The organism is Gordonia hankookensis, assembly GCF_014673215.1.
Lineage (GTDB): Bacteria > Actinomycetota > Actinomycetes > Mycobacteriales > Mycobacteriaceae > Gordonia > Gordonia hankookensis.
The window spans coordinates 127,358-143,197 of the sequence record NZ_JACWMS010000006.1; the positions used below are offsets into that span (position 1 = coordinate 127,358).

General features: G+C 65.7%; 12 protein-coding genes. 6 read left to right on the forward strand and 6 right to left on the reverse strand.

What is annotated here, in order from left to right:
• Window positions 1–99 precede the first annotated feature (99 nt).
• From IDF66_RS22945 to IDF66_RS22955, 3 genes are read right to left on the reverse strand one after another with little or no spacing between them, the layout of a single operon-like run.
• Window positions 100–2,022 carry a glycosyltransferase gene (locus tag IDF66_RS22945; RefSeq protein ID WP_190268768.1) on the reverse strand — a complete coding sequence of 641 codons (1,923 nt, stop codon included), beginning with the start codon at window positions 2,020–2,022 and terminating at the stop codon, window positions 100–102.
• The gene (locus IDF66_RS22950) at window positions 2,019–3,932 is read right to left on the reverse strand and encodes a hypothetical protein (protein WP_190268769.1); all 1,914 of its coding nucleotides are present in this window, start codon (window positions 3,930–3,932) and stop codon (window positions 2,019–2,021) included. Before IDF66_RS22950 ends, IDF66_RS22945 begins: the two co-directional genes overlap by 4 nt.
• On the reverse strand, window positions 3,929–5,125 hold the full coding sequence (locus IDF66_RS22955; RefSeq protein WP_190268770.1) for an NAD-dependent epimerase/dehydratase family protein: 1,197 nt from the start codon (window positions 5,123–5,125) through the stop codon (window positions 3,929–3,931). The genes IDF66_RS22950 and IDF66_RS22955 overlap by 4 nt, the downstream gene beginning before the upstream one ends.
• Before the next feature lie 416 nt (window positions 5,126–5,541).
• On the opposite strand from IDF66_RS22955, the gene IDF66_RS22960 reads away from it, so the two are divergent.
• The 5 genes from IDF66_RS22960 (at window position 5,542) to IDF66_RS22980 (ending at window position 11,272) form a co-directional block, all read left to right on the forward strand.
• On the forward strand, window positions 5,542–6,804 hold the full coding sequence (locus IDF66_RS22960) for an ABC transporter substrate-binding protein (RefSeq protein ID WP_190268771.1): 1,263 nt from the start codon (window positions 5,542–5,544) through the stop codon (window positions 6,802–6,804).
• Between the two features lie 111 nt (window positions 6,805–6,915).
• Complete coding sequence (locus tag IDF66_RS22965; protein WP_190268772.1) at window positions 6,916–8,928, forward strand: ABC transporter permease; 2,013 nt, start codon at window positions 6,916–6,918, stop codon at window positions 8,926–8,928.
• Window positions 8,921–9,808, forward strand: a complete 888-nt coding sequence (locus tag IDF66_RS22970; protein WP_190268773.1) for an ABC transporter ATP-binding protein — start codon at window positions 8,921–8,923, stop codon at window positions 9,806–9,808. Before IDF66_RS22965 ends, IDF66_RS22970 begins: the two co-directional genes overlap by 8 nt.
• Complete coding sequence (locus IDF66_RS22975) at window positions 9,805–10,527, forward strand: ABC transporter ATP-binding protein (RefSeq protein ID WP_190268774.1); 723 nt, start codon at window positions 9,805–9,807, stop codon at window positions 10,525–10,527. The genes IDF66_RS22970 and IDF66_RS22975 overlap by 4 nt, the downstream gene beginning before the upstream one ends.
• A 73-nt stretch (window positions 10,528–10,600) precedes the next feature.
• Window positions 10,601–11,272, forward strand: coding sequence for a TetR/AcrR family transcriptional regulator (locus IDF66_RS22980; RefSeq protein ID WP_190268775.1), 672 nt, complete (start codon window positions 10,601–10,603; stop codon window positions 11,270–11,272).
• Window positions 11,273–11,281: 9 nt separating this feature from the next.
• Here the strand turns inward: IDF66_RS22980 and IDF66_RS22985 are convergent, their stop codons facing one another.
• The 3 genes from IDF66_RS22985 to IDF66_RS22995 are packed head-to-tail and all read right to left on the reverse strand — an operon-like array spanning window position 11,282 to window position 14,885.
• Window positions 11,282–12,163, reverse strand: a complete 882-nt coding sequence (locus IDF66_RS22985; RefSeq protein ID WP_190268895.1) for an LLM class flavin-dependent oxidoreductase — start codon at window positions 12,161–12,163, stop codon at window positions 11,282–11,284.
• Between the two features lie 27 nt (window positions 12,164–12,190).
• Complete coding sequence (locus IDF66_RS22990; RefSeq protein WP_190268776.1) at window positions 12,191–13,396, reverse strand: DNA adenine methylase; 1,206 nt, start codon at window positions 13,394–13,396, stop codon at window positions 12,191–12,193.
• Window positions 13,397–13,436: 40 nt separating this feature from the next.
• A complete protein-coding gene (locus IDF66_RS22995) occupies window positions 13,437–14,885 on the reverse strand; it encodes an MFS transporter (RefSeq protein ID WP_190268777.1) in 1,449 nt (482 codons plus the stop codon).
• Window positions 14,886–14,964: 79 nt separating this feature from the next.
• Between IDF66_RS22995 and IDF66_RS23000 the strand changes: the two genes are divergently transcribed.
• Window positions 14,965–15,642, forward strand: a complete 678-nt coding sequence (locus tag IDF66_RS23000) for a TetR family transcriptional regulator (RefSeq protein WP_190268778.1) — start codon at window positions 14,965–14,967, stop codon at window positions 15,640–15,642.
• Window positions 15,643–15,840 lie beyond the last annotated feature (198 nt).

Below are 15,840 nucleotides of genomic sequence, written 5' to 3' on the forward strand. Positions count from 1 at the left end.
GGCGCCCCTTTCGTACCGGAGACGGCGACGGCATCGGCCGCTTTCCGCTCATCGAGACCTCAGCATGGGAAATCTAGCACCGTACTGACGGTTTCGGTGTCATTCGGGCTGGGTGATGTCGGGCGGCACCAAGGGGTCCGGGTCCGGTTCCTGTAGTTCATCGAGGTGGCGCTGATGTCTGGCTCGCGGTCCGTTCAGCCGAAGCGAGGCAAGCGTGGGTACCCGTGGGTGCATCGGCGGGTAGATGAGGCTCAGTGCCGACGCCAACGTGAAATAGCTACGCAACACGCGGAATCCCAGATACAGCGGGATGAACCGCACGGAACTCGGCCGCCAGAGCAGGCAGACGGCCACGGTCATGATCATCGACATGCCCAGCAGGGTCGCCACGATGGGCTGCCATCGCATGGTGGTGAATGTCGCGTGGAAGACGAAACCCGTCAATGCCGCATACATGAGCAGTGGGAGCAGCATGGCGCGGCGTGCGGCGTTGACGAGGTTGAACGGCAACACGAAGGTGCCCACCATCGTTCGGCGATCCAGCAGGATGGCGCGGTTGCGTGCGGTCAGATGGTAGATGCTGCGGAACCATCGAGTCCTCTGCTCACGGAGGTGGGCGTACGAGGCCGGCGTCTCGCTGTAGTACACGGCATGTGGGTCGGCGACACTGTGATAGCCCGCCGAGGTGAGTCGCATGCAGATGTCGGTGTCCTCACCGTTCATGCCCTGGACCATGCCGCCCACCTCGATCAACTGGCTGCGCCGGTAGACGGCGAACATTCCGGGAATACCCATCACCCCTTGGTAGCCGTCGAGGGACACCTGAAAGAACCCGTGCCGCATATAGACCTCGACGAGTCGGCACTTGTCGATCCAGGTCTTCTCCTCGAGCGGCAGGGGTAGCCCGCCGACGCACCCGACGTCGGGGTTGGCGAAATGACGCATCGCCGTCTCCAGGCATCCCGGACCGATCACCGTGTCGGCGTCGATGCGCACGATGAACTCTTCCTTGATCTCCTCGACACCCATGTTCAACGCGATCGCCTTGCCCGGCGTGGGACATTCGAGCACTTCTCCGGTGATGAACCGGCAGTCGGCGATGGTCTCCGTGGCGACCTCCTGGGTGGTGTCCGACGACGCATTGTTCACCACGTAGAGATGGACCTTGCCGGGGTAGGTCTCCGCGGCATCGTCGACCGCCTCGATTGTGGCGGCGATGCTGTGCGCCTCGTTGTGCGCGGGCACCAGAATCGCCACGCGTGGCGCGAATTCATGGCTCCGCGACTTCTTCAGCGCCCGCAGTCCCAGGAGCGCCGTGGACACGGCGAGGATCTGCTGCATCAAGAACACCCCGGCGCCGATGCCGCCGAGGATGGCCCAGTTCTTCAACACGTCGACGAGGTCGTAGAGGACGTGGATCGCGATGGCGGCACCGGCGATGGCCAGCAGCAGGCATCCCAGCCAGGTGAGGAATGGCCGGAGAGGCAAGTTGGGGAGCACCGACGGCATCGGACCCTGAGGCGGGAGCTGGGCCTGCCGCATGATGGTGTGCGGGAAGATCGCCAGGGCGGCAAGACCGGAGATCAACTGGGCGCCGAAGACGGAGATGTCGATGATCCCGGCGTCATGGAGCAGCCATGCGGTGATGTCGACGGCGAAGCAGAACACCAGGAATTTTCCCAGCAAGGAGATCCCGATGAACAGTCGCCGCCACACATTCGAGTAGGCGAAGGCCGCGTAGGAGATGAAGAAGAGGACCAGGAACATGCGTAACGGGAACACGACGTTGCCGTGCAGCTTGGCGAAAAGCACGGGGTCACGCGGCACTTGGACAAAATCGGTGTGCGCGAGAACCATTCGGGCGCACAGGAACACCAACGACAGCCCGACGAACGTGACGAGAAAGCCGTTGACACCACTCGATGGACGGTCGACGGCGTAATCGGCTGGTGCGCTGTCGACCGACCGGAAGTGATCGGTGATCGCTTCCTCGGCATGCGGATTCGGAACGGATGTGGTCATCCGGGCGAGTCCGAATCCGACGGGCCGTCGACGACCTTCCCGTCGGGGCCGACCGCGAAGCTCGCCTGCGAGGTCACGACCTCTGCGGGCTCGCGGCCGAACGCTGGGAGTCGCATCCGGCCGGGTGCGCCGACATAGGTGATCGCGAGTCCGCCCGCGCGGCTCGTGCTGGTGGCGGTCTGCAGGACCATCCCGTTGTCGAACGAGGAGATGTCGAGGGCCGACGAGCCGGGGCCTGCAACGAGACGACCGTCCTGCAGGCGGACCAGCGTGTTGACCTCAGGGCTCTGCCCGACCAGGATGAACGGCTTGGCCGGCGCCGGCTGGGCGTTCCACTCGAAGCTGGGTTGTGCCCCGTCGGGGATGAATTTCGTGAGTGCCGGGACCACTGCATTCAGTTCGTCGACGGCGTTCGACTTGGCCGCGTCGGGCCAGTAGACAGCCGACCCGGGAGTGAGAATCCGGGGGAGCGAGGTGAAGCCCGCGCCCGGATCGTTGCCGAGCACCAGTGCCGAACTCGACTCGAGTTGAATCGGGTAATTCGTCACCCGCACGTCGCATCCGCCGATGTTCCGGTCGCGCTGCACGGTGAACGTCACGGTGTTGTCCATGAGCTGAGCCGTTGCGGGCATCGGGATCGTGGCTTGCGTTGTGGGAGTCTTCGGCAGCCGTCGGCTGTCGATGAGCTGTCCGTTGAGTTCGGTGTTGAGGATCCAGGTGAGGTCGTCTGGTGATGCGGGCAGCTGCAACGCGACTCGTACCGCCTGCGGTAGCCGGCCGTCCGGAAGATCGGCGAGCGAGTACGCCGCACGCCACTTGTGGTTGTCGCCGATCTGGGTCACCGACGTGTCTGCGCCGAGTCGCTCGAGTCCGACCTCGTTCCCGGTCGCCGCGACCACCGGAAGTGTCTGCGGATCATTCTGGTCCGAGTCGGCCGTGGTCACCGATGTGCTGGTCAGGAAGCTCGAGATGAGGTCGCCCCGTGGTGTGACGATTCCGACCACGGGAGTGTTGTTCGCCGTGCCCATCACGATGCTGTCGTTGGATGAGTCGGTGGCCGACCAGCCCAGATCGCCGAGTTTCTGCACGGGCCCGACGACGATCGAGTTCTGCACATCCGAGTCGGGCACAGTGTCGGCGAAGGTGACCCGATGCCCGGCTCGGGTCAACGCAATTCCCAACTGCGCTGCCGCGGTGCGCCATTCGTCGGTCTGGTCGGCGATGACGACAGTGACGTCACGATTCCAGGACACCACGGCGTCGCGCACCGTGTGCACGCGTTCGGTGAGAGCGGCTTCGACGACGGTTCCCGGATCCAGGTGGACCTGCATGCCTGTCGAGTGGTCGGCGACACACGTCTGATTGCTGAGGCTGCCGGTGAGCATCACCTGGACGCGGACGTGCCCGTCGTCGGCGATCTGGTCGGGGACGTCCACGAAGGTGTCGACGTCGTGTTCGCCATGCGGCAGCTCGCTCTTGTAGACCTGCTGCCCGTCCATCTTCACGGTCATGAACACCACGCTGTCCGCGGCCACCTGGGAGGTGCCCGACAGATGCAGACGCGTCTCGTCGCGCGCTGAATCTGCAGGGAACGTCACGAGGTAGCTCGTCGACGGTGAATCGTCGGTGAGCCAGACGCCGTCCGCATAGCCGGCACCCTCCAGCGTCTTGGTGAAATGACGGTCGGCAGGGACGTCGAGGCTGGTGTCGTCGGCGTCGTGGGTGAACCATTTCGGCTGTACGAACACGAACACCAGGAGGATCACCAGAGCGACGGCCAGCACCAGCCACGCTGCGCGCGGCACGGTTCGGCCGCGTTCCCCGGTGAAATACTCCTTCTTTGTGGTGTCATCTTCTTCGGCACCCGATTCTGGCTTCGGCGAGGGGTCTACTGGCTTCTCGTCGCTCACTTGTCGTGCTCCTGTGCCGCGGCACGGCGAGTCTCGGTCCAGTACGACGTACACGGGATATGTTGCCGGTCAACACGTTCGGCATACTTCCGGGCGATCTCGATCTCGGCCCTCAGGAGTTCCGAGTCCAAACGGATCGGATCCAGCCCGAGCCCGAGGAGCCGGTCGTTGCGGACCGCGAGTAGATTCTCGTCAGCCTCGGCGCGCGGATTGGCCACCTCGGCGACTGACCCGCCGGCGAGGTCCGCGACGAGTCGCGCGAGATCGGCGACCCGGTGGGTCTCGGTCATCTGGTTCATCACCCGGACCTGTTCGTTGACCTCCGAACCGGACTCGACGGCCAGCCGGATACACCTGATCGAGTCGCGAATGTTGATGAACGCCCTTGTCTGTCCACCGGTCCCGTGCACGGTCAGCGGATAGCCGATGGACGCCTCGACGAGGAATCTGTTCAGTACCGTCCCGAAGTCTCCGTCGTAATCGAAACGGTTGATGAGTCGGGGGTCCCGTTCGGTCTCGTCGGTCTGCGTACCCCAGACGATGCCCTGATGCAGGTCGGTGATCCGTATGCCGTCGTTACGGGCGTAGAACTGGAACAGCAACTGGTCCAACGACTTCGTGAGGTGATAGACACTTCCGGGCTGGGTCGGGTAGAGGATGTCGCGCGAGTGCATCTCGCCGTTTCGATCCGGATAGCTGACCGTGAGGTATCCCTCGGGCAAGTCCACCGGGACGGTCTCGTAGCCGTAGACCCCCATCGTGCCGAGGTGGACGACGTGGATGTCGCGGCCTGTCTCGACGATCGCAGCGAGCAGATTGTGCGTGCCGTTGAGGTTGTTGTTCACGGTGAAGCGCTTGTGCGCAGGTGATTTCATCGAATACGGGGCGGCGCGCTGCTCGGCGAAATGGATGACCGCATCGGGTGTCGACGCGACCAGCAGCGCCACCAATTCCGCGTAGTCATGGGCGACGTCGAGGGTGACCACGTCGATTTCTCGCCCGGATACCTCACGCCACGCATCCACGCGCTCGGTCAGGGTATGGATCGGCGTCAGCGACCGCACGCCGAGTTCGTCGTCGATCGCACGCCTGATCAAGCTGTCGACGATCGTGACGTCATGGCCGACGGCCGACAAGTGCAAGGCACTCGGCCATCCGCAGAAGCCGTCGCCGCCCAGGACCAGAATTCGCATCCGTACGCCCCTCTGCACCGGTCACCGTTCGAATGTCCGCTACGCGTGCCGGTACTGGTGATGAGGAGGCGGACATCGGTCGAACAACGGCCACGTCGGACAAGAATAAGTTGTTCCAACCTGGATTTCCGGTGTTCGGTGACGCACGGACGAGAATCTTTCGGATGGCGAAGGACCGGCATCCTGGACGTTCGACCCACCCCGAATTCGGGAGTGATTCGTGCGCAATGCGTTTGGCCTGCAGAAACAGCTTGACACCCGTGTAAGGCAAGGGCTAATTTGCGAGTGGCCCAGATCACAATTACCCGGATCGGGTCCACTGGCCGCCGCCGGCGATCCAGTGCAGAAAACCCCGCAGACGATGGCCCTCCGGGCTGATCCGTCATGCCCGGGGTCTGGGGGAAAGGCGTGTGGGAATGCGTAGGAGAACAGGTCGGGTCGTCGCGGCCGCCATCGCCGCGGCGTGTGTTTTCTCGGTCGTGTCGTGCAGCAGCGACGACGACAGCTCGGGCGGGTCGACATCTGCGGCGGGCGAGAGTGGTGTGAAAGCCGCCGGCCAGGCGATCAAGGTCGGGCTCTTCAATCCGTCGAAGGGGCCGGCGACGCAGGCCGGTGTCAGTTCTGGCAAGACCGCAGCGCTCGATTACGTCAACAACCAGATCGGCGGCATCAACGGTCGCCCGATCGACATCGTCGACTGCGGGATCGACCAGACCGCCCCGGAATCGACGATCGCCTGCGCCAACCAGTTCGTCCAGGCCGGTGTGGTCGCGGCGGTCGACGGATATGATTCGGAATCGCTTGCCGCGGTGCCGATCCTGACCGCCGCAGGCATCCCCCTGGTCGGGCAGATCCCGTTCAACACCGCGACCGGCGCCAAGGCGGACAATCGCGTGTACTTCGGTCCGCCCCCGGCGGCATTCCTGGTCGGCTTCATGCAGAGCCTCAAGGCTGCGGGCAAGACGTCGCTGACGCTGGCCAATGCCGATCTGCCGCAGGCCCACCAGGTCTTCGACGGATTGCTGGCCCCGTTGGGCAAACAGCTGGGCATCGAGGTCAAGAGTGTCTACTACCCGCCGACCGGTCCCAACTTCACTGCTCTCGCCACAACGCTCGCCGACGGTAATCCGGACGCGGCGGGCCTGATGACCGCGCCGAACGACAACACCTGCACCAAGCTGTCGCAATCGCTGCGGTCGGTCGGTTACAAGGGCACGATGTTCATGGCCGCCTGCACCGAGTTCATCGACACGATGGGATCGCAGGCCGTCGGTGCGCAGACCTACTCACCCGGCTGGCAGCCGCCTGCCATCGATTCGGCACCGGAGCCTGCCAAGTCCAATCTGAAGGTCGCCGAGCAGTACATCGACGCGGCAGGTGGGACCGGCGGCTTCTACGCGTACGGGACCTTCGCCACCTTCGTCGACTTCGTCAATGGTCTGAACCAGGCCAAGGTCACCGACTTCACCGGCGCCAACGTGCTGAACGGGCTCAAGGGACTCACCGATTTCCAGAGCTTCCTCGGACCCAAACTGACGTGCGGCAAGCCGACCACCCCGAACTGCACCACCGAGATGTTGCTGTTCGAGGTCACCGGTGACAAGACGACGAAGCCGGTGGGCGGCGGTTTCATCACCCCGAGCCCGCAGGTGCTCAAGCTCATCCCGGGCGCCGCATAGCGCCGACGACGAGGTAATCAACGGGCGGGTGGGCGCTGAGCCCAGCGCCCACCCGCCCGCCACCGCTGTTCACCATCGCGCCATCGGCGCATTATTCGTTGGGATAACCGCATGGGTCAGTTCCTGCAGTTCGTGTTCCTGGGTCTTTCGACCGGCGCCGTGTATGCGGTGATGGCGACGTCGTTGGTCGGGGTGTACGCGGCCACCGGGATCATCAACTTCGCACAAGGCGCCATGGGCCTCTGGGCGGTCTACGCCGTGGCTGCGCTGCGCACCGACGGCAGCCTCGTCCTGCCGATCGGCTCCATTCACCTCGGCAGTGCGGACGATCCCATGTCGATGTGGCCTGCCATCGTGATCGGCGTCGGATCGGCGGTGGTGTGGGCCGTCGTCGCACACCTGCTCGTCTTCCGGCCGCTCCGGCAGGCGCCGGTGCTCGCCCAGGTGGTCGCGTCGGTCGGGCTCATGCTGTTCATCCAGGCCCTCGTGCAACTGCGCTTCGACACCGAGAACCTGCTCGCGCTGGCGGTGCTGCCGGACAAGACATTCGAGTTCGCAGGCGCCGTGGTGAACGTGTCGGACGTGATCCTCGCAGGCATCGCGATCGCGATCGCGGCAATCTTGTGGGCCTACTTTCGTCTCACCAGGCTCGGCGTGGCCACGCGTGCGGGTGCCGAGGACGAGCTGGCCGCTCGATTGGTCGGCTATTCGCCGGATCGTCTCGCCGCGATCATCTGGGTGCTCACCGGTGCCGCGACCGGGCTGATCGTGATCCTGGCGGCGTTCACGATCGGATTGAACGTCACGAGTTACACCTTCTTCGTCATCCCGGCTCTCGCGGTGGCACTCCTCGGGCGCCTCACCTCGTTCGGGATCGCCTGTGGAGCAGGACTTCTACTGGGCAGCTTCCAAGCCGTCATCACCTGGCTGACCACCAAGGACTGGTGGCCCGAATGGGCGCAGGCCGGCCTCGGTGAGGCGTTGCCGTTCATCGTCATCGTCGTCGCACTGTTCCTGCTCGGCGGGCGAATCCCGTCGCGCGGGTCGTTGGGTGACGTGCAGATGCCTGCCGTTCGGATACCGCGCATCCGTCTGATCCCCACGGTCGGGGTCCTCGCAGTGGTCGTCGCCGCGATCCTGCTGACCTCCGGAACCTGGCGATTCGGGGTGGTGACGTCGGTGATCCTCTCGCTCATCGCCCTCTCGCTGGTCTTGCTGACCGGCTACCTGGGCCAGATCTCGTTGGCGTCGATGGCATTTGCCGGTACCGCCGGGTTCGCGCTGTCGAAGCTCACCGTCAACTGGAACGTGCCCTTTCCGTTCAGCATCCTGCTGGCGGCTCTCATCGCGACCGCGCTCGGAATCCTCGTCGGTATCCCGGCCCTGCGCATCCGCGGTGCGCAGCTGGCCGTGGTCACCCTTGCCGCAGCCATCGCGATCCAGAGCTTCGTCTTCAACAATCCCGAGATCACCGCCTACGAGGGCAACATGATCACCGATCCGACCTTGTTCGGTCTCGACCTCGGGGTCCGCGACGGGACGAACCTCGTGACGGTCCGTTTCGCGCTGATGGTCCTGCTGGTGGTGGCGGTGGCGACGCTCGTCGTGATGCGGTTGATGGCCGGCTCCACCGGTCGGTCGTTCCTGGCGGTCCGGTCGAACGAGCGCGCGGCCGCCTCGGTGGGCATCAACGTCGCCGCGACCAAGTTGCTGGGTTTCGCGCTGTCGGCGTTCCTCGCCGGCGTCGGTGGATGTCTCATCGGCTACAGCCGAGGGCAGTTGTCGGCCGGGTCTTTCACGGTGATGGTCGGATTGACGCTGCTCGCCATGACCTACGTCGGTGGGATCACATCGGTGTCGGGTGCGTTCATCGCCGGCGTGATCGGCCCGTTGGGCGTCGGATACGTGTTCCTCAACCAGACCCTCGACCTCGGTGAGTACTACGAGATCATCGCGGCAGGCGGGCTCCTGCTGATGGCGGTGCTCAACCCGGTCGGTGTGTCGGGCGCGATCGCGGATCTGGGGGACCGGCTCAATCGCGCACACCGCGCCCGCAAGACACCGAAAGCGCCGACAGTTGTTGTCGCATCATCGAACTCGGAATCGGGAGCAGCTCATGTCTGACGTCATCGAGATTGCCGCGACCACCACGTTGCTCTCCACCCGTGGCCTGTCGGTCCACTACGGCGGCGTGACCGCCAACGCCGACATCGATCTCACCGTCGATGCGGGCGAGATCGTCGGGCTGATCGGGCCGAACGGCGCAGGCAAGACGACGTTCGTCGATGCGGTGACCGGCTTCGCCAAATCGTCCGGCGAGGTGCGACTCGACGGCGAGCGTGTCGACCGCATCGCCGCCAATCGTCGGCGGACCGCAGGGATGGCCCGCACCTGGCAGGCCGGTGAGCTGTTCGCCGACCTCACCGTCGCGCAGAACCTCGCGGTCGCGGTTCAACGGGTCGGCCTGCGCGCGTTGATCTCCGACGTGTTCACCGGATCGAGGCCGCCCGCAGGCATCATCGACGAGGCATTGGCCATGGTCGGGCTGCTCGGCGTCGCCGACCGGCGGCCGGGAGAGCTGACACTCGGCCAACAGAAACTGGTCGGCGTGGCACGTGCCCTGGTCGGCGGCACCCGGTTGGTGTTGCTCGACGAGCCGGCCGCAGGCCTCGACACCCACGAGAGCCGGGAGTTCGGCGCGGAACTACGCCGGATCGCGGCGACCGGCGTCGGCATCCTGCTGATCGACCACGACATGTCGCTGGTGCTCGACGTGTGCGATCGCCTCTACGTGCTCGACTTCGGGCGGGTCATCGCCGCCGGATCGCCGACGGAGATCCAGGACGACCCGGCCGTGGTGGCCGCGTACCTCGGAAGCCCTGAGGTGCAGGCGGACTCACTCGATGACGGATCGGCCGCAGAAAGATCGGCCGCAGAAAGATCGGCCACAGAAAGATCGGCCACAGACGGACCGGCCGACGAACCAGGAGGGGGTGCGCGATGAGCGCGGTGCTGGAATTCGACGGGGTCACCGTCGGTCATGGCGGAGTTCCGGCCGTCCGCGACCTCTCCGCGGCGGTCCGCCCGGGCGAGATCCTCGCGCTCCTCGGGCCGAACGGGGCAGGCAAGACCACCACACTGCTCGCCGCGGTCGGGGCGCTACCGGTGATGTCGGGCAGCATCACTGCACTCGGCGAATCGGTGGACGGTCGGGTGGAGCGCAACGCACGGCGCGGCGTCACGCTGGTCCCCGACAACCGCGGCCTGTTCCACCGGCTCTCCGTCAGCGACAATCTCAGGCTGGCAAAACGTAAGAGCGGCGGCAGCATCGACGCCGTCTACGAGCATTTCCCCAAGTTGAAGGGGCTGCGTGGCCGTCGATGCGGAAATCTGTCCGGTGGTGAGCAGCAGATGCTGGCCCTCGCCAAGGCGCTGCTGACACGTCCGTCGGTGCTGCTGATCGATGAGCTCAGTCTCGGCCTCTCGCCGATCGCGGTCCAGGATCTGCTCCCACGTCTTCGCGCGATCGCCGATGACCAGCAAATGGCGGTGGTCCTGGTGGAGCAGCACATCGATCTCGCACTCGGTATCGCCGACTCCGCGGTCGTCCTGCACCACGGGCGGGTCGCGCTGCGGGGCTCGGCGCGCGAACTCCGGGAGCACCGCGATACCGTCGAGGCTGCCTACTTCGGCAGGCTGGGCAGATCGGACGTCGCCGGCTGAGGTGCGTCGGTGGTGGCATCGATCGATTCCGGTATCGCCTTGCCGGCCCACGACGCGAGCTCAGGAGATCAGCGTGACCAAGTCCGGACGAGCAGAGAGCCCGCGACGCCGCACGCGAGGACGCAGTACGCGCAACCGGCCGACCGACAAAGAGTTGCTCGATGCCGCGCGGTCGGTGATCGCCGAGGTCGGTGCGGAACGATCCACGATGGACATGATCGCCGAACGGGGCGGCACCACCAGGGTCACCCTGTATGCGCATTTCGGTTCGCGGGATGCGCTGGTGGGCATGGTGCTCGACCGCGAACTCGGTGAGTTCACCGACTGGATGTACGCCGCGTACGACGACTCCGAACACATGGCCTACGGCGCGCGGGCACGGCATTCGGTGGAGGCGACCTTCGAGTACGCGCGTCGCAACCCCGATGGTTTCCGCATCCTGCTCGGGCACCGCGACGAGGCCGAGGATCCCGGCCGCCGTCTGTACAAAGCGCTCGAACCGCGGGTCGCCGCGCGGCTGCGCAGCAACTACGGCACGCAGGGTGCGAAGATCGCCGCCAGCGCCGACACCCTGGCATCGCTGTTGATCGGCATCAGCCTCGACGTCGCCTATCGGGCTCTGATCGTGGATGACGCCGACATCGATGTGGCCTGTGATCTCGCGGTGACGGCGACGATGGCGGTCCTGCGGGATGTGCGTCCCGAGCAGCTCTTGGCCATCGACGCGTCGATGGCCGGTCGATGACGTCCGCGCTCAGGCGAATTCGGCCGCGACCTCGGTTGCGCGACGCAGCTGATCGGGATCCGAACTCGTCGGGATGAGCTGGACCTCGTCGGTCCCGATCTCGGCGAAGCGCCGGAGCACCGCGGCCAGCTCGTCTTCGGTACCGGCCCAGCCGGTGGTGGGGGCGATCGCGTCGACGAAATCTGCCGGGATCCAGTTCATGTAGTGGCGCAGGTGACGATGCACCTGCTCGCGCGGGCCGTCGCCGGTTCCGAGCGCGAACCAGAACGACGTCGCGAGGTGAGGTGCGGGCTTTCCGGCATCGGCCCACGCCGTGCGCGCGACGTCGAAGAGTTCCTGCTGCCTGACCAGGTCGAGGTCGAGCGTGACCCCCGCGACGCCCGAGGCCCACGCCGAGGCGCTGCGGATGGTCTTCGGTCCGGTGGTGCCGACGTGGAGTTCGGGACCACCGCTCCGATGCGGTCGCGGCCCCACCGGGAGCACCGATTCGGTGATCTTCTCGCCTGCCCACACCCGACGCATGATGTCGACCCGCTCGGCCATCCCGCGCATCGTCTGGGCGGATGTGTCGGCACCGACCGCGTGATAGTCCTCGTGTCGTCCGCCGATACCCAGGCCGACCGTCAGTCGACCACCGCACAGCATGTCTCCGGTGGCCAGAGCCTTGGCCAGCATCACCGGATCGTGGAGTTGCGGCACCACGACGGTGGTGACCAGTCGCACTCGGTCGGTCCACGCCGACAACGCGCCGAGCAGGGTGAGACAGTCCGGGTTGTCGAACGCGATCCGTTCGCCCCAGCACAGTGAGGAGTACGGGCCGTCGTCGATCGCGGTCGCCCAGGCCTTCAGGACGTTGGTGTCGAGGTCCGGTTCCATCACCGGCATGGTCATTCCGATGTGCACGAGTGGATTCTCGCATCACCCCTTCTCGACCACGAACAGGTGCTCGGTGACATGGGTGCGGCGGGCCCGGAGATTCCGGCTGCCCCGGAAGGTGTTGTACCGGGACCGGAACTCGGTGACGGCCCCGACCGAGGCCAGCATCTCGACCATCTCGGCTGGGGTGATGTAGCCCTCGTCATTGAAGGACACGATCAGGAATCGGGCATCGAGGGATGCCACGAGGTCGTGCAGCAAGGTCGCCGAATCCCTCCGCACGTTGTACCGCGATCGGTTCCAGTCGACGGGGATGCCGGAGATCGGGCTGATCTCCGTCGGTCGCGTGTAGTCCACGAGGAGATTGAGCATGAAGTAGTTCGAACCGTACGGATGCTGGTTGTAGGGCGGATCGAGGTAGGCGAGGTCGACCGGACCCACGTTGCCGGGGAGGGCGTTGGCGTCCATCTGCAGGACCTGCCTCTGCGCGGAGTACCTGCTGAGGACCGGCGGCGACAGGCGGATGGTCCGGAGGATGCGCACCAGCGCGTCCCGGCCGGACCCGCCGAATCTGCCGATGCCGGTGCGCCGGTCCTTGTGGAATCCCTTGAACACGCCGGAGGTGTTGGCGTGGACCGATGCGAGCGACAGCAACGGCGCCAGCAGGTACGGCTGCACCCGCTCGTCGAGCTGATGGATCAACGTTGCGTAGGCATCCAGACGCCGCGCGTTGTCACGGGTGTAGAAGACCCGTTCGCCGGGGCGGATGTGCTCATCGTCGTCGGGAGCGTAGAGCTCCTCGATGAATCCGTCGACCGAGAGTCCTTGGTCGACTTGGGTGTTGATGATCTCCACCAGTGACCCGATCTCGTCGGGGTCCACGTCGGCACGATTGGAGAGATAACACTCGCTCATCACCCGCGCATACGATTCAAGGTCGTTGGCGATCACGCGGCCGGCGCGCGCCTTGAACAATCGGGACACGGCTCCGCTCCCCGAGAACGCGTCGAGCACCACCAGCCGGTGACCCAGCCGCGTCTGCACCTGTTCGGCGGCCGCATCGATCACGGGCAGCAGCGACCGTTTGTTGCCGATGTAGGTGAGGAGTTGCTCGGAGAGGTAGCGCGGGTCCTCCACGATCGCAGCCGACGGAGCGAAGGACGCGTGATCAAGGCTCACCGCGTTGCCACCTCGTATCGAGATCTGGGGATCGACGTCAGGGGGATCGAGTCGGGCCGGTCCCGACATCGTCTCACCTGAAGGCGTCGGTGCGGGTGGGATTGCCGGATCAGGAGATGGCGACGGACGGCACCGCGGGGACCGCCGCTGCGGTGTCTTCGACCCGCGTCGGGCGCAGGGCGTACCAGGCGACGACGCCGCCCGCTGCGACGAGCAGGCCCGCGACGAGCACCGCCAGATGGAATCCGTCCAGGAAGGCCTCTGGCGCAAGGTTTCCGACTCGCAAGGAGGCCTGCTGGCGTGCGGTCAGGATCGCACCGAGCACGGTGATACCCAGCAATGCCGCGACCTCCCGGCTGGCATTGAACACACCTGAGCCGACACCGGCCTGCTCGGTGGGCATGTGCGACAGCACAGTTGCCGTCAGCGAGATCGTCAGGCCACCACCGATCCCGATGATCACGAAGCTCGGCATCAGCCCCGCGAACCCGGTATTCGCACCGAGGAGGAATACCGAGGCGATGCCCGCACCCATCAGCACCAGCGCGGCCGACACCGTGTGGTGTGCGCCGAAGCGTTCGGCCATCCTGTCCGACAACGCGGCGCCGACGACCATGCACAGCGCCATCGGCAGGAATGCGACGCCTGCCTTGGTCGGTGAGAAGCCCAATACCCCTTGCACATACAGCGAAGTGAAGAAGTAGATGCCGAAGAGTCCGAACGCGAACAGCATCAGGGCGATCAGGCCGCCGGTGAACGCACGGCTGCGGAACAAACCGAGATCGACCATCGGTGCGCTGCTGCGGCGTTCGACCTGAACGAACAGCGCGACCGCACCGGCGGCGATGCCGAAGGACACCACGATCGGCCATGCCGTCCATCCGAGTTCATGGCCCTGGATCAGCGCGAAGGTCAGTGCCGTGAGGCCCACGACGGACAACGACAGTCCGGCGATGTCGAGACCGTCGGAGGTGGGGGCCCGTGACTCGTCGACGGCCACCAATGTCAGGACGACGGTGACGATCCCGACCGGGATGTTGACGAAGAAGATCCAGCCCCACGACATGTACTGGCTGAACACACCGCCGAGCAGCGGACCCAACGCCACCGACACCGCCCCGACCGACCCCCATACGGCCACCGCCGCGTTGCGCGCCCGCGTGTCGGTGAAGGTCGCGGAGATGATCGCAAGGGTGGTGGGCGTGATCATCGCCGCGCCTACTCCCTGCACCGCGCGTGCGGCGATGAGGATCTCGCCCGAGCCGGCCAGACCGGCGACCAGCGACGAGGCGCCGAACACCACCAGCCCACCGAGGAGCATCCGACGGCGGCCCAGGAGATCGGCGAGGCGCCCACCCATCAGCATGAGCGCGGAGAACGTCAGGATGTATGCGCTGACAACCCATTCCAGTCCGGCGGTGTCGAGCTGCAGATCCCGTTGGATGTCCGGGATGGCGACATTGACGATGTTGTTGTCGAGATAGGTCATGAAGGTCGCGAGCGAGACGGCCACCAAGGCCAGACGCCGGCGACCGGTCACGGTCGGACGGTCGGTCATCGGGAACTCCTATACGCTGGACATGTACGCCGTATATGTACGCCATAAAGGAAACTCATACGGTGTATAGTTGTCAAGCGTGAGTGCGAAAACTGCAGGCAGAAAGGCCGACGAAGCCCGCCTGAACCGCGATGCCGTTGTCGACCGGGCGCTGGAAATCGCCGACGCCGAGGGTCTCGATGCCGTGAGTATCCGCCGGATGGCGCAAGAGTTCGGCGTCACGCCGATGGCCTTGTACTGGCACTTCAAGAACAAGGACGAGATGCGTGCGGCCCTCGGCGATCGGCTCGTCGAGACCGTCGTCGCCCCCGACGAGTCCCTGCCGGGTGAGGAGTTCATCCGGCAGACCCTCTCGGCGCTCATCGAATCGCTTCGCAGGCATCCGGCGGCCGCGGCGTTGGTGCCCGGTCGGATTCTGCAGTGCGAGAGCGGACGTGATCTCACCGAGAAGGTGCTGTCCGGCCTCCTGCGCGACGGCTATTCGGCGTCGGCGGCAACCGCCGTGGCGCGCAACGCGTTGCAGACGGCGGTCACACTGGTGGTTGGTGTCCCCGGCGCCGAGCTCCTGGTCCCGGAGGACGAGCGCGACGAGACGCGCAGGCACAAGCTGGCGACCTTGCTGGCACTGCCGGACGACCGCTTCCCGAACCTCAAGAGCGTTGCCGACGAGATGGTGCGCTGCGACGACCCCGACCAGTATTTCCAGGTCGGTGTGGATCTGTTCATCGACGGCGTCGTCGGGATGCGTGGACGCTGATCCGGTCAGGCCATGCGCCGCGCAGTGGCCGGCGCAAGGCCGAGCGGCGGTGCCCGGGCGACGCCGCGCCGGTCGTGTCGATCCGCGGAACCGGAGCATCGACCCGGGGACTACCCAGGTCGGACTCGCCTGTCGGCCGCGAAACCTGATCGTTCCATCGAAGTGGTAGCCGCGTAACAGGTTCCGTGGCCACGGTTG

Bases quoted from the DNA above. Each gene is read 5' to 3' on its own strand.
- IDF66_RS22970 (WP_190268773.1), top strand. From the start codon at position 8,921: ATGTCTGACGTCATCGAGATTGCCGCGACCACCACGTTGCTCTCCACC.
- IDF66_RS22955 (WP_190268770.1), bottom strand. From the start codon at position 5,125: ATGCGAATTCTGGTCCTGGGCGGCGACGGCTTCTGCGGATGGCCGAGT.
- IDF66_RS22985 (WP_190268895.1), bottom strand. From the start codon at position 12,163: ATGACCATGCCGGTGATGGAACCGGACCTCGACACCAACGTCCTGAAG.
- IDF66_RS22990 (WP_190268776.1), bottom strand. From the start codon at position 13,396: ATGTCGGGACCGGCCCGACTCGATCCCCCTGACGTCGATCCCCAGATC.
- IDF66_RS22945 (WP_190268768.1), bottom strand. From the start codon at position 2,022: ATGACCACATCCGTTCCGAATCCGCATGCCGAGGAAGCGATCACCGAT.
- IDF66_RS22995 (WP_190268777.1), bottom strand. From the start codon at position 14,885: ATGACCGACCGTCCGACCGTGACCGGTCGCCGGCGTCTGGCCTTGGTG.
- IDF66_RS22975 (WP_190268774.1), top strand. From the start codon at position 9,805: ATGAGCGCGGTGCTGGAATTCGACGGGGTCACCGTCGGTCATGGCGGA.
- IDF66_RS22960 (WP_190268771.1), top strand. From the start codon at position 5,542: ATGCGTAGGAGAACAGGTCGGGTCGTCGCGGCCGCCATCGCCGCGGCG.
- IDF66_RS22965 (WP_190268772.1), top strand. From the start codon at position 6,916: ATGGGTCAGTTCCTGCAGTTCGTGTTCCTGGGTCTTTCGACCGGCGCC.